This window comes from Gordonia alkanivorans NBRC 16433 (assembly GCF_000225505.1).
Lineage (GTDB): Bacteria > Actinomycetota > Actinomycetes > Mycobacteriales > Mycobacteriaceae > Gordonia > Gordonia alkanivorans.
In genome coordinates, this window is record NZ_BACI01000053.1 from 77,379 (window position 1) to 98,603 (window position 21,225).

The 21,225-nt window shown below is 65.7% G+C and carries 20 protein-coding genes; 6 read left to right on the top strand and 14 right to left on the bottom strand.

All coding sequences use genetic code 11. The features are described 5' to 3' along the window. Position 1 precedes the first annotated feature (1 nt). Both GOALK_RS09890 and GOALK_RS09900 read left to right on the top strand, forming a co-directional pair. On the top strand, positions 2-307 hold the full coding sequence (locus tag GOALK_RS09890) for a DUF1416 domain-containing protein (RefSeq protein ID WP_006358670.1): 306 nt from the start codon (positions 2-4) through the stop codon (positions 305-307). A gap of 281 nt (positions 308-588) precedes the next feature. Beyond that, complete coding sequence (locus GOALK_RS09900; RefSeq protein WP_006358671.1) at positions 589-1,317, top strand: heme-binding beta-barrel domain-containing protein; 729 nt, start codon at positions 589-591, stop codon at positions 1,315-1,317. A 40-nt stretch (positions 1,318-1,357) separates the two neighbouring features. On the opposite strand, the gene GOALK_RS09905 is transcribed toward GOALK_RS09900, so the two are convergent. The 13 genes from GOALK_RS09905 to GOALK_RS09965 form a co-directional block, all read right to left on the bottom strand. Next, on the bottom strand, positions 1,358-2,281 hold the full coding sequence (locus GOALK_RS09905; RefSeq protein WP_006358672.1) for a hypothetical protein: 924 nt from the start codon (positions 2,279-2,281) through the stop codon (positions 1,358-1,360). 406 nt (positions 2,282-2,687) lie between these two features. Further along, positions 2,688-3,350 (bottom strand): hypothetical protein, encoded by a 663-nt coding sequence (locus GOALK_RS09910; protein WP_006358673.1) that lies wholly within the window; start codon positions 3,348-3,350, stop codon positions 2,688-2,690. Next, positions 3,350-4,276: an Rv1363c family protein gene (locus GOALK_RS09915; RefSeq protein ID WP_006358674.1), complete on the bottom strand. Its 927-nt coding sequence runs from the start codon at positions 4,274-4,276 to the stop codon at positions 3,350-3,352. Before GOALK_RS09915 ends, GOALK_RS09910 begins: the two co-directional genes overlap by 1 nt. Next, complete coding sequence (locus GOALK_RS09920; RefSeq protein WP_006358675.1) at positions 4,273-5,712, bottom strand: MCE family protein; 1,440 nt, start codon at positions 5,710-5,712, stop codon at positions 4,273-4,275. Before GOALK_RS09920 ends, GOALK_RS09915 begins: the two co-directional genes overlap by 4 nt. Further along, entirely contained in the window at positions 5,712-7,007 is a 1,296-nt protein-coding gene (locus GOALK_RS09925; RefSeq protein ID WP_006358676.1) for an MCE family protein, read from the bottom strand. Before GOALK_RS09925 ends, GOALK_RS09920 begins: the two co-directional genes overlap by 1 nt. Further along, a complete protein-coding gene (locus GOALK_RS09930; RefSeq protein ID WP_035754644.1) occupies positions 7,004-8,263 on the bottom strand; it encodes an MCE family protein in 1,260 nt (419 codons plus the stop codon). The genes GOALK_RS09925 and GOALK_RS09930 overlap by 4 nt, the downstream gene beginning before the upstream one ends. Positions 8,264-8,265: 2 nt before the next feature. Next, positions 8,266-9,489 (bottom strand): MCE family protein, encoded by a 1,224-nt coding sequence (locus GOALK_RS09935; protein ID WP_006358678.1) that lies wholly within the window; start codon positions 9,487-9,489, stop codon positions 8,266-8,268. Continuing rightward, complete coding sequence (locus GOALK_RS09940; protein WP_006358679.1) at positions 9,486-10,544, bottom strand: MCE family protein; 1,059 nt, start codon at positions 10,542-10,544, stop codon at positions 9,486-9,488. The genes GOALK_RS09935 and GOALK_RS09940 overlap by 4 nt, the downstream gene beginning before the upstream one ends. Further along, positions 10,537-11,658, bottom strand: coding sequence for an MCE family protein (locus GOALK_RS09945; RefSeq protein ID WP_006358680.1), 1,122 nt, complete (start codon positions 11,656-11,658; stop codon positions 10,537-10,539). Before GOALK_RS09945 ends, GOALK_RS09940 begins: the two co-directional genes overlap by 8 nt. A 57-nt stretch (positions 11,659-11,715) precedes the next feature. Further along, a complete protein-coding gene (locus GOALK_RS09950; RefSeq protein ID WP_004022039.1) occupies positions 11,716-12,567 on the bottom strand; it encodes an MlaE family ABC transporter permease in 852 nt (283 codons plus the stop codon). Between the two features lie 3 nt (positions 12,568-12,570). Next, on the bottom strand, positions 12,571-13,335 hold the full coding sequence (locus GOALK_RS09955; protein ID WP_005201556.1) for an MlaE family ABC transporter permease: 765 nt from the start codon (positions 13,333-13,335) through the stop codon (positions 12,571-12,573). A gap of 63 nt (positions 13,336-13,398) precedes the next feature. Beyond that, the gene (locus tag GOALK_RS09960; RefSeq protein WP_006358682.1) at positions 13,399-14,289 is read right to left on the bottom strand and encodes a 3-oxoacyl-ACP reductase; all 891 of its coding nucleotides are present in this window, start codon (positions 14,287-14,289) and stop codon (positions 13,399-13,401) included. An 83-nt stretch (positions 14,290-14,372) separates the two neighbouring features. Then, on the bottom strand, positions 14,373-14,567 hold the full coding sequence (locus tag GOALK_RS09965) for a ferredoxin (protein WP_006358683.1): 195 nt from the start codon (positions 14,565-14,567) through the stop codon (positions 14,373-14,375). 145 nt (positions 14,568-14,712) lie between these two features. Between GOALK_RS09965 and GOALK_RS09970 the strand changes: the two genes are divergently transcribed. The 4 genes from GOALK_RS09970 (at position 14,713) to GOALK_RS09990 (ending at position 20,618) form a co-directional block, all read left to right on the top strand. Continuing rightward, positions 14,713-15,918, top strand: coding sequence for an acyl-CoA dehydrogenase family protein (locus GOALK_RS09970; RefSeq protein ID WP_006358684.1), 1,206 nt, complete (start codon positions 14,713-14,715; stop codon positions 15,916-15,918). A 26-nt stretch (positions 15,919-15,944) separates the two neighbouring features. After that, positions 15,945-17,066 carry an acyl-CoA dehydrogenase family protein gene (locus GOALK_RS09975; protein WP_006358685.1) on the top strand — a complete coding sequence of 374 codons (1,122 nt, stop codon included), beginning with the start codon at positions 15,945-15,947 and terminating at the stop codon, positions 17,064-17,066. After that, positions 17,063-18,592 (top strand): AMP-binding protein, encoded by a 1,530-nt coding sequence (locus GOALK_RS09980; protein WP_006358686.1) that lies wholly within the window; start codon positions 17,063-17,065, stop codon positions 18,590-18,592. Before GOALK_RS09975 ends, GOALK_RS09980 begins: the two co-directional genes overlap by 4 nt. 634 nt (positions 18,593-19,226) lie before the next feature. After that, entirely contained in the window at positions 19,227-20,618 is a 1,392-nt protein-coding gene (locus GOALK_RS09990; protein WP_006358688.1) for a hypothetical protein, read from the top strand. 412 nt (positions 20,619-21,030) lie between these two features. Here GOALK_RS09990 and GOALK_RS24210 read toward each other — a convergent pair. After that, the coding region (locus GOALK_RS24210; RefSeq protein ID WP_232283154.1) for a hypothetical protein at positions 21,031-21,225 on the bottom strand (195 nt) is incomplete at its 5' end.

A 21,225-nucleotide genomic window follows, 5' to 3' on the forward strand; every position in this document is an offset into this window, starting at 1 on the left:
TATGTGTGCTGCACCCAAGCAGGGACAGAAGCTGCCTGCGGGCGTCGACGTGGAGAAGGAGACCGTCCTCACCGGACAGGTCACCGACGGCTCGGGCAACCCGGTTGCCGGCGCCTTCGTGCGTCTGCTCGATTCGACCGGTGAATTCACCGCCGAGGTCGTCGCCTCGCCCACCGGTGACTTCCGGTTCTTCGCCGCTCCCGGAACCTGGACGGTTCGCGCCCTGTCTTCCGTGGGCAACGGCGATGCGTCGATCAGCCCCGAGGGTCCCGGCATCCACGAGCAGGACATCATCGTCTCCAAGTGATGCAATCCTGATCGTGGGCGTCTGACACCCCACGACGAACCCGGTCACCGCATTGCGGTGACCGGGTTCGTCGTTTCCGAGGGTTGGAAGGGGTGGGTGTCCACCCCTTCCGTCCCCTGAGGAGCGAAGCGTTTCGAAGGGTGACCCCCTGAACTTCCCGGACATCCCCGGGTTAGAATTTGCGTCGTGGTCCTCTTCTTCGAAATCCTGCTGATCCTGGCCGCCGTGCTGATCACCTGGTTTGGTGTCTACACCCTCTACCGCCTGGTCACCGACGAGTCGTGACGTCCCACCCGGGAGCCGGTGACGCCGGCAACGAGCCAGTCGGCGCCGCCTCCTCCGGGGACGGTGTGCCTTCTGGCGACGGTGTCGTCGCCGACGGTGGCGCCCATCGCTCAGGCGACGAGGCGATCAACCAGGCCGAGGCACGCGCCGTCGAGTCCGGTAGCCGTGAGCGCAACATCCCTACGTGGGACGACCTCCCGCTGCCCGCGGACACCGCGAACCTCCGTCTCGGCGCCGACCTCCATCCCGGCCTGCTGGCACTGCTGCCGCTGGTCGGTGTATGGCGCGGCGAGGGCGAAGGCCACGACGTCGACGCCGACACCGACTACCACTTCGCGCAGCAGATCGTCGTCTCGCACGACGGCCAGAACTTCCTCACCTGGGAGTCCCGCTCGTGGGTCATCGACGACGACGCCGCCTTCGTGCGGCCCGACCTTCGCGAATCGGGATTCTGGCGCATCGGTGAGGACGACACCATCGAGTTGCTCCTCGCCCACGCCGAAGGGTCGGTCGAACTCTTCTACGGCACGCCTCTCAATCAGACCTCGTGGGAACTTGCGACCGACGTCGTCATCAAGTCCCAGTCCGGACGTCGCGCCGACGGTGCCAAGCGGCTCTACGGTCTGGTTCCCGACGGCGACCTCGCCTACGTCGAAGAACGGGTCGGCACCGACGGTGACCTCTTCCCCCGACTGTCGGCCAAACTACGACGCCACGTCGGCTGAGCCCGGCCGCACTCTTCTCGACGCGCTTCCTGGGCGTCGCTCAGCGATGCACCCGGCTGCAGCCGCGTCGGCGATCCGAGAACGCCACGTACAGGTTGCGCTTCGGTAGCGCGCTGTACACCAGCGATCCGAGCATGACCACAACCGATCCGTATGCCGTGGCGGCTCCGGGGCGACCCGCCCATCCGGGGTGCACGGTTCCCGACGCCGAGACGTAGGGGCCACGTCCGGGCGAACCGGTCTGCCGTTGTCCCACCACCGAGAACACGTCGCTCTGCGCTGAGTGCGGGGAGACCGGGAAGTCGACCCGCTCACGCGGACCACATTCGACGACGCTGTACTCCGTCCCGGCCCGATGAACGACCGCAACCCAGCTGTCGCCGGCATTGCGAACAGTGAAAGTCGTTCCACCGGACCGGTATTGGTATGAGATCCGATCCTCCGCCGGGTCCCGTAGGCGGCAGCCGGCGAGTCCGCCGACCCAATCCGTGCTCCACGGGGTCAGGTAACGCTGAGCGAGGAACTCCCGCTCGGTCGGGATCGGGATGGTCACCGGCCTCGCCTTCCCCTGCTGGACCCACACCCCGCCATAGACCATCGGACGACCGTCGGCGCGTCGAGGCGCCTGCACGTAGGTGAACGAATCCTCGTCGGGCAGGATGATCATCTCGCCGGGTCCGAGACGCCGGAGCTCGACGCGGCCGTCGACGAAGAAGATCAGCGCGGCCGCGGGGCCGGCACCCCGGTTGTGGATGGACACGTGTTCGTCGTCGGCATGGAAGAGTCCGGCCTCGTGGGGGTCGGCAAAGGTGAAGCGGGGCGGCGTCGTGGTTCCGAAGTCGGGATCGCCGGGACCCCAGTACAGATCGTCCCACCGGCCGTCGCGAGCAGCGGCGTCGTCGGCGACAGCACCTCCGAGACCAGGACCGACCGACTGTTCGCGGACTGCGTTCGTGGCGACCATCGTTCTCTCCTCGGGCGGGTGTCCCCTGTGGCAGGTATTCGTGACAGGTACATCGCCGGACTGCTCCGGTTCATAACGCCCGCACCCCGAACTCTCGAGTAGTCCACCACCCGAACGACAATGTCCGGACACGATGCCCGGACATGGAACGGCCCCCGCATCGCTCATACGAGCCTCGTGCCGACCGGACCGGGTCGGGATGCGGGGGCCGGGTGACCACCTGGTATTCGTCGGCGCTGACGAGGCGGGGATCCACCTCCGGCGACACGAATGCCACACGGTCAGCTGCTAACGGATGGTCACCTCACATGTCCGATGAGATATCACTATCAGACCACCTCCTTCCCTGTGTACCCGCGAAAGTACGCCCGATTCCGGCGTCCCGCAACGGGATTTCGGAGGAGTGTCAGGGCACGGGAACCGCGGGTGCGCCCGATTCGGGGGCCGGAGCCGCGGGCGGTGCGGACGGCGCCTGAGACGGGGCCGGTGACTGCCCGGGCAACGGCTTGGCGTCCGGGGGCAGGGACTCGACGACCTCGAGCTTGGAGCGGAAGGTGTCGTCGGTGATGACCTCGATGTTGTTGATCATCCAGCGGTCACCCTGGAGTTCCATGTTGAAGGTCAGCCGTGACGGGTTGATGCTGACGAGTTCCTTCTGACCGCGGGTGACCGACTGGTTCATGAAGATCAGCACGTTCGAGGTGTCGGCGGTGTTGGTGACCACGCCGGCGTCCTGGATGGTCACCTCGGACACGACCTGCTGCTTGCGGACCTCCGCGGCGAGGTTGTTCTCGGTGATCAGTTTGGTGTACTCGGGTTTGGCCGGGCCGGTCAGCACGCTCATGGACTGGTCGATGTGGTCGCTGACGTTCTCGGCGTTGTAGCCGAACATGGTGTTCGCGTAGTCGCGTGCGGCGGCGAGCGAGGACTCGCGCGCATCCTCCACCGATCGACCCTCGATGTACCGGTAGCCGAGGAACGCGGTGGCCGCGAGAGCCGCGACGACGAGCACCGTGAGCACGATCAGTCCGAGGCGTCCCTTGTCGGTTCCGGGCTTCTTGTCGGCCATCACGCCACCCACTCGAAGTCGGTCATCTTCAGCTCACCGTTGATGCGGGTCATGTCGACGCGCCAGCGGAACACCTTGTCCTGGGCGGGGGTCTGGCCGTCGAGCGATTGCTGATGCCAGCCGAACACCATGATCACCGATCCCTCGTCGGGTTCGGACTTGGTGACCGCCGAGCTGAGGATGATCGACTTGGTCTCGAGCTTCCCGTCGCGGACGAGCGAGGCGACCTGCTGGATGTTGTTCTGGACCTCCTGCTTGACCTTGCCGGAGGTGTCGTCCTGCACCGATTTCAGTGTCTGGTCTACGGTGTCGGGGTTCATGCTCGTCAGGTTGATCAACACCTGCGAGGCGAATGCCGAGTACTCGGCCCGCAGGTCGTTCTGCTGGTCCTGGCGGGCGATGCCGAGGGCGAACACCACCGACGCCACCGCGCAGACGGCGATGAGCACGATCCCGACGACGACGCCGACCACGGTCCGCGACGACCGCCGGCCGGAGCCGCGGTAGCGGACCTTGCCCTTGCCCGTCTTCTCCGGGGTCTTCGACGCCAGTCGGTTGCGACGCCGCTCCCGGTAGCTGACGGTTTTCTCGACCTCTGACGGATCGGGGGCGATCTCCTCCCCGGCGTCCGGCTTCGTGAGCGACACCGCACCGGTCGCGGTCTCCGCGTTCCGGTCGGCCGGGGTCTCCACGGCATCCGGGGCGGCTGCATTCGGGGTGGCTGTGTCCTCGACGGCCGTCTCGGTCACCGGGGTTGCCGCTGAGCGCTGTGACGGCTTCTTTCCCCCCGAGCGGCCGCGGCGAATGGGTGCCGATCGGACCGGACGCTTGGCCGCCCGACGGTCGGTGGAGCCGGTGCGGTTCGGTGTGGTGTCGGTCGGGTTCCTGGTGACCGGGGTGGTGGTGCCGGTGCCCTCAGGGGTCACGGACTGACCGTCCCGCTGATCATCGTCTGCCATGTACTGCTCTGTCCCTGCCCTTCACGCCCCGTGCCGGCGTTGTACGTCTTGCCGTCGGGTCCGATGAAGTTGCCCGACTCCGGATCGTATGTCGTGGCGTACACCGCAGGCTCTGCCTCGAAGTCCTTCGGTGTGCCCGGTGTCACGGTACCGGAGGACGCGGGCTCCCATTTCAGGCCGAACGGCAGGCCGTTCTGGAAGGGATCCACCGAGCCGGGGTTCGGCTTGTACCCGGTCCGGCATTCCGCCGGCGTGGGCGCACGGCGGCCGGGGAACTCGGCACAGGGGTAGTTGCGGGCGCCGCGCACGGCGATGTTGGAGTTCTGCGGGACGCGGCACAGCATGCCCGGGGGCAGCTCGCGAGCGGTCTGTTCGGACGGCCACCGCCACTCCTCCTTGGGCAGGAAGCCGATGTTGCACCCTGGCCGGTCCTGGAAGCTCAGGGAGAAGTTCACGTTCGGCCCGAAGTTGTTGGTGCCGGTGTTCAGGGCGGTGATCAACGAGTTGATCAGGCGCGGGTAGAGCACCAGGATCTGTTTCCAGTTCGGCAGGTAGACCACCTGGGTGTGGGCGATCGTGCCCAGGTTCGACACCAGCAGCGGGTATGACCCGCCGAGCGATTCGAACAGGTCCTGCGCCTTCGACGTCGTCGACGGTCCCTTGCGGAGGATGTCGCCGATCTCGGGGCGGTCGGCCCGGAGCTGATCGGTGAACGCGGTGACGTTGCGGGTCCACGCCCGGATGTCGTCGGCCGTGCGGGACTGTGTGCCCAGCAGAGGTGCACCCTGTTCGATCAACGAAATCGTGGTGTCGGTGTTCTTGTTGGCCTCGCCGATGAACAGGGTCATCGAATCGAGGAGGCGCTGCAGCGACTCACCGGTGCCGTTGAAAGCGACGAAGGCCTCGTCGACGAGCGAGCGGAGTTTGGTGTCGCCGATCTCCTTCAGGAGCGCATCGGCCTGGTCCAGCATCGTCGAGATCTCCACGGGCACTTCGGAGACGGTGACCTCGGAGTCGTTGTGCAGGTAACCGGTCGGGGCATCGGCAGGCGGATCCGGGTTCGGGGTGAACTCGACGAACTGCTCGCCGATCGCGGAGACGCTGCGTACCGATGCCTTGGCCGATGCCGGGATGTCGGTGCCGGAGTCGATGACGAGCGTGGCCTGCACGCCGTCGTCGGTGAGCTTCACCGAGTCGACCTTGCCCACGTAGACGCCGCGGTAGCTGACGTTGGCGTTCTGGTACAGCCCGCCGCTGGTCTCCATGTTCAGCTGCACGCGATAACTGCCGACGCCGAACATCGACGGGATGCGGATGTAGAACAGCGCCATCACGACCATCGCGACCACGGTGACGATCGAGAAGATGATCAGCTGCATCCGGACGAATCTGGTGATCTTCATCAGCGGCCGCCCTTCTGATCGGCGGGCACCGTCGGCGGGGCGGTGGGCGAAGGCACCTGCACCGGCGGGATGAGGTTCGCCGGAACCGGTTCCGCGGTGTCCGGGAGCTTTTCCCCGCCGGGGATCAGCGGCGCGGTGAACGGATTGAGTCCGCGGGCGGCCGCACCGGCCGGCTTACCGAAGACGCCTTCGGGTCCGGTGACGCCGAGGCTGGCGAACATGGTCTCGCTCAGGCGGTCCACCGTGAGATCGAGTACGAGGTCGGAGTTCACGAAGTCGCCCTTGACGATCGTCCGGATGGTCGGCTCGTAGAACGGGAAGGTCAGCAGGATGTTCAGCGACTGCGTCATCGCCGGTCCCGAGGCCTGCAGCTGGTCGAGGGCGGGTTCGATACCCTCGACGATCGTGACGATGTCCTCGGTGTTGGCGTCGAGGATGTCGTTGGCGGTCTTCGACAGCTTCGACACCGAGGCGAGGGTGTCGAGGAACTGCTGACGCTGGTCGACGAGCAGTTGCAGGATCTGCGGGCTGGCGTCGAGTGCGCGTTCGATTGTGTCCTTCTGCTCGTTCATCGTGCGGGACAACCGATCGAGTCCTTCGGTGGCGCGGATGATGTTGTCCTTCTGCGCATCCAGATCCGCGACGAGGGTGTTCAGTCGCGGGATGAGCTTCTTGATCTGGTCCTCGCGTCCGCCGAACACCTCGCTCATCTCGTGCACGATGTCGCCGACCTGCGACAGTCCGCCGCCATTGAGGACCACCGACAGCGAGCTGAGTACCTGTTCGGTGCTGGGGTAGGTGCAGGCCGCAACCTGTTGTGCGGCGTTGATGTCGGGCACCGCCGGCACCTTCGGATCGGTGACGATGTTGGACTGCTCGGGGCACTTGGTCAGCGGGATCTCGTCGCCCTCTTCTAGGCGTCCGCCCTCCGGTTCGGCGGGCTGGACGATCTCGAGGTGCGTCGACCCCAGCACGCTGGTCATCCCGACCATCACATGCGATCCGCGCGGGATGATGACGCCCTCGTTGAGGCGGATCGTCACGAGTGCGTTCCAGTCCTGGACCTCGATGTCGCCGACGCTGCCGACGGTCGAGTCGTCGATGAGGACCGGTGCGTTGTTGACAAGGCCTGCGGCCGACGGGATGAGCGCGGTGATCTGGTACGACCCGCTGCCGGTTCCGGCCGCACCGGGGACGGGCAGCGAATTCGGTCCGTCGAAGGAACATCCGGCGAGCAGCGTCGTGAGCGCCACCGCGCCCGCCGCGAGTCCGCCCCGCAGGCGGGACGACATCATCGGTCACCCCCGAACGGCACCAGCAGGTTTCCGAGCGGAGAGCCGGCGTTGTCCCGCCGGGTCTCGTTGTCGATGCGACGCACACCGGCCTGGGCGCGGGCCTTCACGTCCGCGTTCTGGTACTGCAGCTGGCTCGGCAACGCATTCGCTCCCTGCACCGGGTTGGCGAGGAACGGCGGGTAATTCATCGAGATCGACGACAGCACCGGCGCGAGGATCTCCACACACTTGTCGATGTCCACTTTGGACGTCCCCGGCCGGTTGGTGGCATCCATCGAGCCGCAGAGCAGCGTGATCAGGTTGGTGCCGTTCGCGAGGCCGAAGACACCCGACAGGGAACCGGAGAGCGGGTTGTAGATGTTGTAGAAGTTCGCGAGCTGGTTGGGTGCGGAGTGCAGCACACCCTCGACCTGCTCGTTCTTGTCGGCGACGATCTTGGTCGTCGACGCCAGACGCTCCACCGACGACGACAGCGAATCCTTGTTGGTGTCGATGAAGACCTGTACGTCGGTCATGGCCGAGTCCAGACCCTTGAGCGCCTCGTCGAGTTCGGTCGTGTTGTCGGCGAGAACCGAACTGACCGAGGCGATCCGGCCGTTGAACTGCACGAGCTGCTCGTGACTGCCCGCGAGGGCATCGGTCAGTTTCTGCAGGTTCTGGATGGTCGAGAACAGATCTCCGCGTCCGGCCGCGAGGGTGCCGATCACATCGGACACCTCACGGATCGACTTGTTGATCGCGGCACCGTTGCCCGCGAGGTTCTCGTCGAAGACGTTGACCGCCTTGGCCGCCGAGCCCTGATCCGGTCCCTCCGGACCGATTGCCTCGGTCAGCTTGGTGAGCTGGGCCTTGATGTCGTCCCATTCCATCGGGACGGCGGTGCGATCCATCGGGATGTCGTGGCCGTCGGGCATGGTCGGTCCGCCCGAGTAGACCGGGGTCAGCTGGAGGAACCGCCCCGACACCAGGCTCTGCGCGACGATGACCGCTTTCGCGTCCTGGGGGATGTCGATGCTCTTGTCCACGCGCAGTTCGACTTTGACGTCGTTCTCGCGCGGCGTGATCTTCGAGACGCTGCCGACGTTGACGCCCAGCACCCGCACCGGGTCGCCCTCGTAGAGGCTGGCGACCGAGCCGAAGTAGGCGGTGAAGGTGTTGGTCGTGGACTTCAGGAAGACCGTCCGCCCGACGACGACCAGGGCGATGGCGAGCACGACGGCGAGCACGCCGAGCAGGACTTTGCGTCCGATGGTCATGGTCACCGTCCTCCTCTCGTGGTCGGTGCCGGTTTGGGATAGGTCGGGGACGGCAGCGGACCGCGCGGGGTGTCGGTGTTGTCCGGCGGGCCCAGCTTGTAGTTGTCCGGGATCAGCGGGAAAGCCGAGTACATCAGCGACTGCCAGACCTGCGGGTACCGGCCGCGCAGCGCGTTCAGGAAGATGGCGGTGTAGTCGCCGAAGGTGTTCAGGCCGACCAGGGAATCGAAGTTGGGACCGGATGCGACGGCTTCACCGAGGGTGTTGGCGAACGGACCCAACCGGTCGATCGTCTCCTTCAGGTTCTTCTCGTTGTCGGTGAGGATGTTCGCCACGCGGTCGAACTTCTCGAGCACCGGTGTCAGCTGGGCGTTGTTCTCGGCGATGAAGCCGCGCAGCTGCGTGGTGACGTCGCCGATCCCCTTGATCAGCTGATCGAGCGCATACCGGCGCATCTCGATCTCGCCGACGAGTGCGTTGGCGTCGATGAGCAGTCGGTTGATCTGGTCGTTGCGGTCCCCGACGATCTTGCTGACCTGGTTGGCCTTGGCGAGCAGGGCCCGGAGTTCGTCGTCGCGGTCGGCGACGGCCTTCGACAGTCGGGCGACGCCGTCGACCGCGCCCTGCACCTGATCCGGGGTCTCGGAGAAGGTGACCGTGAGGGTGTTCAGCGCGGTGTTGAGCTGGTCGGTGTCGGTTCCGGAGATCGTGTCGGTGGCACCTTCGAGCGCGTCCTGCAGCGAGTACGGCGCGATGGTGTTGCCCAGCGTGATCGATCCGCCCGGTTTGATGCGTTCGCCGCCGTGCGGGATGACCGTCAGGTTGCGGCGGCCCAGCACGGTCTCGGTGCGGATGGCGGCCTGTGTCTCGTCGCCCATCTCGATGGTGTCGTCCATCCGGAAGGACACCTTCACCTTGGTGCCCTGGTCGGTGCCGGCGAGTTCGATGCCCTCGACCGTCCCCACCTGCACACCGGAGACCGACACGATGTCGCCCTTGGCCAACCCGCCGGCGTCGTCGAAGTACGCGCTGTAGGTGCTGATGGGCGCCAGGTAGGGCAGCTTGTCCATCTGCATCGCGGTGATGACCACCAAGGCGATGACGACGATGCCGATGACACCGACCTGGGCGCGGGTGCGTCCGCCGTGCTTCTCCTCGCGCGCGATGTCGGCCTGGTCCGATTCTGTTCTGCGGCTGGAGAACATGCCGCCGAAGGGAAGGCTCATGAGCCGTCACACCTTCCGCCCGCACGGGTGGTGTCACCCATCACGTTGTTCGAGGTGTAGATGATCGTCTGCCCACCGGGTGCGGGGAGCAGGAGACGCAGGCGGCAGAAGTAGATCTGCAGCCACGCCCCGTAGGAACCGAGGTTGGACAGGGTCTTGTAGTCCTCCGGCAGGCGCGTGAGCAGGTTCCGGACGAACGGCTCGGCAGCCAGCAGCTCCTCCGACACCCGGCCGGTGTTGGTGACCATCGACTGCAGCGTGGGCCGGGTCGTCGAGAGGAGGTCGGAGAGACCGTTGGTGACCCGAGACGTCTGCGTGAGAGCGTTGCCGATCGTGCCCTTCTGCTCGGCGAGCCCGGTCACCAGCTGCTGCAGCAGGTCGACGCTGGTGTCGAGTCCCGCGCGGTCGCCGTCGAGCGTCGCGAGCGTGGTGTTCAGGTTGTCGATGACGTCACCGATGAGCTGATCCCGGTCGGCGAGGGCATCGGTGAACGACGCGGTGTTGGACAGCAGGGTGTTCAGCGCCCCGCCCTGTCCCTGGAACACCGCGATCAGCGAGCTGGTGAGCGCGTTGACCTCGTCGGCGTTGAGGGTGCGGAACAGCGGCTTGAAGCCACCGACGAGCTTGTCGAGATCGAGCGCCGGTTCGGTCTGGGTGACCGGGATCTGCGCGCCGCCGCCGAGGAAGGTCGAGGTGTCGCCGGCCCCCTGCTGGAGCTCGAGATAGCGGTCACCGGTGAGGTTCTCGTAACGGATCAGTGCCCGAACGGATTTCGGGAGCGGGTACTGCTCGTCGACGGAGAAGGTGATCACTGCCTCGTTGGCACGGTTCAGCCCCACGTCGCCGACGGCCCCGACCTCGACGCCGGCGATCTTGACCTTGCTGCCCGACTTCATGGCCGAGGCACTGGTGAAGACCGCGGAAAACTCGTTCGACGCCCCGGAGCGGTAGCGGCTGAAGACCACGACCAGCGCGACGAACACCAGGATCATCACCACGGTGAACGCGCCGAGCTTGATGAGGATCGCGCGGAATGCGCGTGCGCGGTTATCCACGGGGCGGCTCCCCGAACAAGATCTGGAACAGCTTCTTCGAGTTCGCCTTCGGCTCGGTCCTGGGCTGGTAGGGCTGAGGTGCATTGTCGCCCACGAAGAACGGGGCGTGATCGGTGGTGCCCGGGTCGGACAGGCCACCCGCACAGGTGGGCGGTGCCTCGACCCCGACCTCGGGCAGGTCGTACGGGTAGGCGTAGGGGTCCCTACCGGGCAGCAGACCGGCGTCGAGCATCAGCATACCGTTGCGGCCGCCCATGAACGGCGCGGCGACCTCGGAGGCGATGGCGCCCGCGGTGAGGAAGCACTTGATGCCCGGCGAGTTGTAACCGAGCAGCGCCGCAATGGGATTCAGATCCGACAGCGCACCGATGAGGGTCTTCTTCGTCGGTGCGATGACGCCGTCGATGGTGTTGGCCATCCCGGTGGCGTTGATCAGCAGCGCGTCGAGGTTGGAGGTGTTGTCCACCAACGTGTTCCCGACGGTGGTGAAGTTGTCGACGGTGCGCATCAGGTCGGGCATCGAGTCGGCGTAGACGTTGGTGACCGTCGCGCCCTCGCGGAACAGCCGGTTCAGCGCCGGCAGATGCGGATTGGTCTTGCCCAACAGGGTGGTCAGCTGCTCGAGCGCCACACCGATGTCCTCTCCCTGACCCGACAGCGCGGTGTCGACCGCGCCGAGCGTCGCGTTGAGCTTCTCCGGCTGCAGGTCGGCGAGTACCGAGACAAGCTGCTGGAAGACGGTGTTGAGTTCGACGACCACGCGGTCGGCCGAGATCTCGTCGCCCGCGCTGAGCTGTCCCTCGGCCTCGCCCGGCACGACGAAGTTCACGGCCTTGGCACCGAAGATGGTGTTCGACTTGATGTCGGCGACCACGTTGCCCGGGATCTTCGACATCGAGTCGTTCGCGATGTCGAGGGTGAGGATCGCGTTGCCGCCCTGCTCGTCGATCTTGCCGACGCGACCGACCTCGACCCCGCGCAGCTTGACCTTGGCGTCGGGATTCATCACCAGGCCGGCACGCGGCGCGACCAGGGTGATCTGCTGGGTGCCCTTGAACGCGCCGAGGAACGACGCGCTGGCGCCGATGATCAGCGCGAGCAGCGCCGCGACCATCGCGACGGCGGCCAGGCGACGGGTTCTCCGTGTCCGTTCTTGTTTTCTGCTCATGGTTTAGCCCGCCAGGTTGAACTTGCCGTCCGCGCCATAGATGGCGAGGGAGGTGAGCAGGGTGATCACGACGACCACGACGAGCGACGCGCGGACCGCGTTGCCGACCGCGACGCCCACGCCGACCGGGCCGCCGGAGGCGTTGTACCCGTAATAGGTGTGGATGAGCATCACCGCGACGGCCATGCAGATGGCCTGCACGAAGGACCAGAGGATGTCCGACGGGATCAGGAAGGTGTCGAAGTAATGGTCGTACACACCCGGTGACTGTCCGTAGAGGAACACCGTCGCCGAGCGGCTCGCGAGGAACGAGGCGAGCGAGGCCAGCGCGTAGAGCGGGATGATCGCGATCAGGCCGGCGATGATGCGGGTGCTGACCAGATACGGGATCGAGGAGATCGCCATCGTCTCGAGGGCGTCGATCTCCTCCGAGACCCTCATGGCGCCGAGCTGCGCGGTGGCTCCGGCACCGATGGTCGCCGCGAGGGCGATACCGGAGATCACCGGCACCGCGATGCGCACGTTGATGAAGGCCGAGAAGAAGCCGGTGAGCGCCTCGACGCCGATGTTGGCCAGCGAACTGTAACCCTGGACGGCGATCGTGCCGCCGGTGAACAGCGTCAGGAAGCCGACGACCACGACGGTTCCGCCGATCATGGCGAGCGCGCCGGTACCCATGGAGATCTCGGCGATGAGCCGCAGGGTCTCCTTCTTGTAGTGCTTGATCGCGCGGGGGATCGACACGACGCTGTCCCAGTAGAACAGTGCCTGATCGCCGATCTGGTCCCAGTCCTCGCCGGCTCGTTTCACCGCGACGCGCGCGGTCCGGAATCGGGTTGTGAAAGGAAGTACCATCGCTCAGCCCGCCGTCGCTTTGAGTCCGACCGCGGTGACGACGACGTTGACCACGAACAGCGCCATGAACGAATACACGACGGTCTCGTTGACGGCGTCGCCCACACCCTTCGCACCGCCCTTGACGTTGAGTCCCTGGTAACAGCCGACCATGCCGGCGAAGAGGCCGAACAAGGCGGCCTTGACCATGGAGATCATCAGCTCACCGAAGCCGGTGAGCAGCGTCAGGTTGGCCACGAAGGCGCCCGGGTTCACGTCCTGCAGATAGACGGAGAAGATGAAGCCGCCGCCGATGCCGATGGTGCAGACGAGACTGTTCAGCAGCAGCGCGACGCAGGTCGACGCAACGATGCGCGGCACGACGAGCCGGTGGATCGGGTTGATGCCGAGCACCTTCATCGCGTCGATCTCTTCGCGGATGGTGCGGGCACCGAGGTCCGCGCAGATCGCGGTGGCACCCGCACCCGCCACGATCAGCACCGTCACGATCGGACCGATCTGGGTGATCGTTCCCAGGGCGGCGCCGGCCCCGGACAGATCCTGCGCGCCGATCTCGCGCAGCAGGATGTTCAACGTGAAGCTGACGAGCACCGTGAAGGGGATGGCGACGAGCAGCGTCGGCACCATCGAAACACGGGCGATCGCCCACGATTGTTCTACTGTTTCCCGCCACTGGAACGGGCGATGGAACAACTCGCGCGCCGATTCGACGCCGAGCGCCACGAAGTCGCCGATCCCCCCAAGGGGCGTGGCCAGTTTGCTCAGCACCAGCGGACCCCCTTCACCCTCGAACCATCGCGAAACCTATCACGCAGAAACTCGACGAAATGCTCAGTTGACCAGAGCGCTCGCCGAGAACGTGCGTCCCGGATCGCGGTCGGCGAAATAGCCGGTCAGGGTCTTGGCGAGGTCGTCGGAAGACCATGCGTCGCCGTCGGCGGTGAACACCTCGTCGATCGTGGGCGCCGCCATGAGGGTGACCTTGGGGCCGTATACGACGAACACCTGGCCGGTGACGCCGTCGGAATCGGGTCCGGCGAGGTAGTTCACGAGCCGGACCACATGTGCTGGATCGAGCGGATCGACGCCGTCGGTCGGCGCGTCTCCGAAGACGTCCGCGGTCATCGCGGTCCGCGCACGCGGGCAGATGGCGTTGGCGCGGACGCCGTAACGCTTGAGTGCTCGCGACGCGGACAGCGTGAGCGCGGTGATGCCGGCCTTGGCGGCACCGTAATTGGCCTGTCCCTCGGGGCCGAGCAGCCCGGCCTCCGAGGAGGTGTTGATGATCCGGCCGTAGACCGGGCCACCAGCGGCCTTCGACGCCGCACGCCAGTGCGACGCCGCATTGCGATTGAGCAGGAAGTGGCCCCGCAGGTGAACGCGGATGACCAGATCCCACTCGTCGTCGGTCATGTTGAACAGCATCTTGTCGCGGACCACGCCTGCGTTGTTCACGACGATGTCGAGTGAGCCGAGCTGCTCGGTGGCCGCGGCCATGATGGCACTGGCGGTGGACGAGTCGCTGATGTCACCCCCGACGGCGACCGCGCGGCCACCGGCCGACGTGATCGTGTCGATGACATCACTCGAATCGAGCGCTGCCGGAAGGTCGTTCACCACGACCGTGGCACCTTCCGCCGCGAGGCCGATGGCCTCCGCCCGCCCGAGACCTGCACCTGCACCGGTGACGACCGCGACGCGACCGTCCAACGAGTAACCCACCCGACATTCCTCCTGAGCTGAAACTAGAACCTGTTCTAGCATGATTCCCCGTCGGATGGAACCGAACGGGAGTTCCAGCTGGGTCAGTCCTCCACGACCGTGAGGGCGGACTTGGGGCAGTTCGCCGCCACCTGTCGCAGTTCCTCGACGCGGTCCGCGGGGATCTCTTCTTGGAGAATGACCAGGTAATCGTCATCGTCCAGGTCGAAGAAGTCCGGCGCCATCCCCACACAGATGGCATTGGACTCGCACAGGTCGAAATCTGCCTTGATACGCATCAGAACCTTCTCCTCACCGGCTCGTCGCCTGTTGACGGGGCTGCCAGAACAGGTTAGAACGTGTTTCAGAAACTAGACGAGCCTTACCCCCATAACTTGACCACAAGCGGGGTCCGGACGCTAGCCACCCACCCATGGAGTTTCGATGCGAATCGCCTATACCGATCAACAGTCCGAGCTCCGGCGGGAGCTCCGCGCGTACTTCTCGAACCTGATGACCGAGGACCGCCGGGCCGCTCTGTCCGGCGGCGACGGTGGCGAGCTCGGCGAGGGTGACGCCTACCGCGACGTCGTCGAGCAGATGGGCGCCGACGGTTGGCTCACCCTGGGCTGGCCCACCGAGTTCGGCGGCCAGAACCGTTCGATGATGGATCAGCTGATCTTCACCGACGAGGCCGCCATCGCGGGTGCGCCCGTACCGTTCCTGACCATCAACTCCGTGGCGCCGACGATCATGCACTACGGCACCGACGAGCAGAAGTCCTTCTTCCTGCCGCGCATCGCCGCGGGCAAGTTGCACTTCTCCATCGGCTACTCCGAGCCGGGCGCCGGTACCGATCTCGCCGCCCTGCGCACCACCGCGGTCCGCGACGGCGACGACTACGTGATCAACGGCCAGAAGATGTGGACCAGCCTGGTCCCGTACGCCGACTACATCTGGCTCGCCTGCCGCACCGACCCGTCGACGCTGCAGGAGGGCGGCAAGAAGCACAAGGGCATCTCGGTGCTCATCGTGCCGACGACCGCCGAGGGCTTCAGCTACACGCCGGTGCACACGATGTCCGGGGTCGACACCAGCGCCACCTACTACCAGGACGTGCGGGTGCCGGCATCGTCGGTGGTCGGCGAGGTGGGCGGCGGCTGGCCCCTGGTCACCAACCAGCTCAACAACGAGCGGGTCGCGCTGTGCAGCGCGGCACCGATCCAGACCGCTCTGCGCGAGACGATCGCCTGGGCGCAGCAGACCAAGACCGGCGACGGCCAACGCGTCATCGACGCCCCGTGGGTTCAGCAGAACCTGGCCCGGGTGCATGCGAAGGTCGAGTTCCTCAAGCTCATCAACTGGAAGATCGCCTCGGCGGCCAGTTCCGGCGGCGCGCCGTCGCCGGCCGACGCCTCGGCGACCAAGGTGTACGGCACCGAGTTCGCGACCGAGGCCTACCGCCTGCTCATGGAAGTCGTCGGCCCGGCCGCGACGCTGCGCGCCGGCAGCCCCGGCGCCCACATCAACGGTCGCCTCGAACGCTTCCAGCGCACCTCGCTGATCCTCACCTTCGGTGGCGGCACCAACGAGATCCAGCGCGACATCATCGCCATGCTCGCCCTCGGCCTGCCGCACCAGCGTCGCTGACCCCACCCTCGAAAAGGCTCTCCACCATGGACTTCTCCCTCCCCGAATCCGGTGACGACGTCCGCGGCCTGGCCCGCGACATCGCCACCTCCGTCAGCACGCCCGAACGCGTCGCCGACCTCGAGTCGACCCGCGCGCCGATCGACTCCGATCTCTGGCAGCAACTAGGCAGCGCCGGTCTGCTGGGACTCGAACTGTCGTCGGCGGCCGTCGGCGATGCCGGTGGCGACCTGAGCGTCATCGAGAACGCCCTCGTCGCAACCGAACTCGGCCGGGTGCTCGCACGGGTGCCGTTCGGCCAGCACGCGGTGGCCGCGCTGCCCGTGATCGCCGCACACGGTTCGTCCGGTCTGCGCGACCGGGTGCTGGCGTCCGCCGCGTCGGGTGGTCTCGTCGTGTCGGTGGCCATCGAGGAGGACCTGGGTTCGCCGACCGACTCCCCCACCACGACGCTCTCCTCCGACGGCTCCCGACTGTCCGGCGTCAAGGTCGGCGTGCCCTACGCCGAGGCAGCGGATCTGTTGCTGGTCAACGCAACCGGCCCCGACGGAGTCGTCGTGGTGGCGGTTCCCACCACCGCGGAAGGCATCCGGATCACCGCCACCCCGGCGACCGGCCTGATCCCCACCGCACACGTCGAGTTCGCCGACGTTCCCGTCGATTCCGACGCCGTGCTGGCGGGTTCGGACGTGGCCGACGCGCTTCGGGTCCGGGTGACGCTGGCCTGCAGCGCCGAGCAGACGGGCGTGGTGGGGCGCGCACTCGAGTTGACCGCCGAATACGCCCGTGAGCGTGAGCAGTTCGGTCGCGCGATCGGCTCGTTCCAGGCCGTCGCCCAGCGTCTGGCCGATGGGTACATCGATGCCCAGGGTCTCGCCCTGACCACCACGCAGGCCGCCTGGCTGCTGGCCAACTCGGACAATGCCGGTGAGATCAACAATGCGATCGCCACCGCCAAGTTCTGGGCCGCTGAAGCCGGTCATCGGGTCGCGCACACGACGGTGCACGTCCACGGCGGCGTCGGCCTCGACACCAGCCACCCGGTCCACCGGTACTTCCTGCGCGCCAAGCACAACGAGTTCGCCTACGGTTCGGCGACCGCGTCGGTGCGCGCCATCGGCACCGAGTTGGCCGCCACCCCGGCGTGAGCGTCTCGGGAGCCGTGACCCAGCGGTCCACGGTCGCCGGCCTGCTGGCCGACCTGTCCGCCGTGACCGATCGCGGTGTGCACTTCGAGGACGAATTCACCCCCTGGGCGCGTCATCTGGACGATGCCGCGGTCCGGGCCGGCGTCCTGCTCGAGTGGTTGTCGCCGGAGCGACCTCCACACGTCGGCGTACTGCTCTCCAACACAGCAGAATTCGCCGCCCTGTTCGCGGCCGCGGCACGGCACGGATTCGTCCTCGTCGGATTGAACACGACCCGCCGAGGAGCCGCGCTCGCGGCCGATGTCGCACGCGCCGACTGCCAGATCGTGCTGTACGGCAACGACACCCGCGAGTTGCTGACCGACGTCGACCTCGGCGATGTCCGCGTCGTCGACGTCGACGGGCGGGAGTGGTCGTCGGCGGTCTCTGCCGCTGCTGCGGCGCCGCTTGCCGAGGCTTCACCCGACGATCTGCTGATGCTGATCTTCACGTCGGGAACCACCGGCGATCCGAAGGCCGTGCGTTGCACCCATCGCACCTTCGCGGTCAGCGGACCGATGCTCGCCGAGCGTTTCGAGATCGGCGCCGACGACGTCGTCTATCTGTCGATGCCGATGTTCCACTCGAACGCGATGATCGCGGGCTGGAGTGTGGCAGTGGCCAGCGGTGCGTCGATCGCGTTGCGCCGCAGCTTCTCCGCGCGCGGCTTCGTCGCCGACCTCCACCGCTACGGCGTGACCTACGCCAACTATGTCGGCAAGCCCCTCAACTACATCCTCGCCACCGACCCGCATCCCGACGACGCATCGAGTTCACTGCGGATCATGTACGGCAACGAGGCGTCGGCGGTGGACCGGAAGCGATTCGCCGAGCGGTTCGGTTGCCGCGTCGTCGACGGATTCGGTTCCACCGAAGGCGGTGTCGCCATCACGCGTACGCCGGACACCCCGCACGACGCGCTGGGTCCCCTGCGTGAACCGACGGCCGTCGTCGACGTCGAGACCGGACAACCCGTGCCGACCGGTGTGATCGGCGAGATCGTGAACTCCTCCGGGCCGGGACTGTTCGCCGGCTACTACAACGATCCCGATTCCACCGCCGAACGCATGCACGGCGGCATCTACCACACGGGCGACCTGGCCTGGGTCGACGACGACGGCTACCTGCACTTCGCCGGCCGACTCGGTGACTGGCTGCGCGTCGACGGCGAGAACCTCGGCACCGGGCCCATCGAACGAATCCTGCTGCGGCATCCCGCGATCCGACAGGCCGCGGTGCACGGGGTTCCGGTGGAGATCGGCGACGAGATCGAGGCGGTGGTCGTCGTAGACGGAAGCCTGAACCCCGACGACTTCGCCGAGTTCCTCTCCGCGCAGGACGATCTCGGCCCGAAGCAATGGCCGCACCGTGTGCGGATCGTCGAATCGCTTCCCGAGACTGCGACGTTCAAGACCGTGAAGCGACTGCTCGCGTCGGACCCCACCCCGCCGACGTGGGTTCGTGACGGTCGCGCCTACCGCCCCTGACGCAAACCCTCCCCTTTTCCGTAAACCCGCCCCTCGCTAACGGGGCGGATTTACGGAAAAGGGGTGGGTTTGTGGGGCGCCTGTGCCCGCGATCCTGCCGCTGCATGTGGATCGTTCCCCCGCGAACCCACTGGTCACCACTAGTGTGAACGACGTCGAAGACGGCTAAACGCCAGGACTGCGTTGTGCGTGCTAGCTTCGACCGGAACATTCGGGGGAGATGATGTCAGAACTGATCGTAGAGCCGCCGTCGCTGGTTTCGGCCGCCACCCAGATTCACGACTGTGCGACCCGTATCGGCGAACTCGGCCTCAATGCTGGCCTCGGAACCAGCTTTATGACTCAAACGTTCAGCACACTCGCTGGCTCTTTCCGAGGCGCGACTGACGACATGTCAGGTATCGCTGCGCACGGTGATCGTCTAATCCAAAGCTCCTTGTCGACTGCCTCCAATGCTGTATCAGCATTCGCAGAGCTGGTGATGGCATGCCGAAACACCACCGTCGAAACGGATCAGAGCAGCGGGAAGCTCATCCGCGACGCGGTCGCGTACCCCGCACGTGTCGGACCTGCGACAGACCACCCGGTTCCGGTGCCAATCCTGATGGACGTACTCACGAGGGCGCCACGTTAGATGCCGCCTAGCTACAACGAAGTCACGTCATGGAAGCCCTCAAACCTCGTCTCCATCGCGAACGGGATATTCGCGCTCAAAGCGAGCCTCGACCTGGAAGCACCTCTAGCCGGGAACCCAGTCCTCGACCTCACCCCCGCTGAATGGACAGGCGAGGCCCGAGGACCAGCTGATTCGAGAGCAGAATCGGTCACGCGATGGCTGAGGAACGTCGCGGACGAGTATGGCGATCTGGCATCCGCCGCCACTTCCGGAGCGGCGAATATAGAGAGTGCTGTTACCACACTCAAGAACGCTACGGAGGCGGCGGGCGACCAAGGTTATATCCTCGACCGCGGAAGCCGCGAGTACACCGTTACGTTCGACCCGAACACGGCCCCGTCCGGCGCCGAGTACAGCGCAGATCTCGCCTTCCAACATCAAACGGCTTTGCCTGCTCACGGCACGGCATCCGACCAGGCAGTTACCGACACCAAAAACGCGATTGAATCGGCGCTCAGCGAAATCGGTGGAATCACCCCTGCGTCCATCGCTACCGCCAGCGGCACCATGACGCGAACAACCAATCAGGCGAAGGCCTTTGAGCAGGTATACGGCTACATGCCCGCCACGGCGAACGACTGGCGCATTGCCGCCGCCCTCGATCCGCACAGTTACGACCCGAAGAACAAGGGCGTGCCGCCGGCTATCAGTGTCATAAAGATAAGACCTGTCCCCGGGCAAGGCGTTGTAGCCACTGGATTGTTCATTCCTATTGACGAGGTCATCGCCGGCATGAAAGCGGACAAACCGCTGCCACTCCCTAGGAATCTAGGCGACAATCGCGAATTCGATGTCAACTTCGCACCCGAAGACACCCGCGTGTCATACTTCATCGATTATGAGAATGGCGTAATCGTCGCACGCCAAAATCCATCTGTCGATGAGCACGGCAATGTGAAGACCGGGACGCCCTCGGTCAAGGCCAGCCAACTGGCTGACGGAACGGTCGCAATCGTCTACGAAGGTTCAGATCCACTGGCCCCTGAGATCGCAGCGGACCTCGGTTGGTCCGTGAATGGCCAGACCATTGTCACACCTGAGGCCGGCGGCGCTCGCGTTTCAGGCGAGGCCACAGACTATCCGTCGATGGAGACGTACCAGCATCTACCTGACGGCCGCACTGAGGTCCTTCACCGCGACGACGCGGGCGACCACGACAAGACCGGACCTATGTTGAACCTCAAGTTCCATCACGACTACGGAGACTACGACAATGACCTCGATCGCTTTCCGACGGAGAAGTACACGTCACCTGGCAATCACTCGTATCCGATTGACCTAGGCAACATTACCGGCATGACCGACCTGGGTAGCGCGGACGATCCTCCTGAGCTTGAAGGAGCGCGATGAATCGCCAAGACGTTCTCGGTCTGACGAGGTTTTCTTTCTCCGACTCTTATCACCCCTTCGGCCGATGACTCCAGAGGAGAGTCAAAACGACTCGAACCGTCACGCACCCCAAACCACCTTCGTGGTGCAAACGTTCATGGCCGTCCTACTGATGTACGTGACATTCCTGATACCCAACGTCATCCCGGCATGGCCAGCTGTCGCCTCGCGCTTACTTCTTCTGGCGGGAACCCTTGTTATCTCGTGCGCCCTCCTGGCGATCGGGAAGCCGTGGCGGGAATGGCCTGCAATCATCTCAGGAACAGTTTTCGCCAGCGCTGTTCTGTTGACCGTCCTGGAGTCTTGACTGATGGATAAGCGATTCTTCGGACCTGTGACGCCGTTCGTCACTGTCGCAGCATCAGCGGTATCTCTACTCGCATACACGCTCCTTTGGGCGCCGGGACTGGTCCTCGACATACTTCTGTTTCTTGCTGGCGCAATCGGGATGTACGCGCACGGGAAAACGAGGCATATTTGCACCGGCGTCGCGATCGGAACTCTTTTTGTCCTTGGAGGTCTCGCGATCGCATTCTTCGTCGTGATGGATTGACGACGCGGCTTTTCC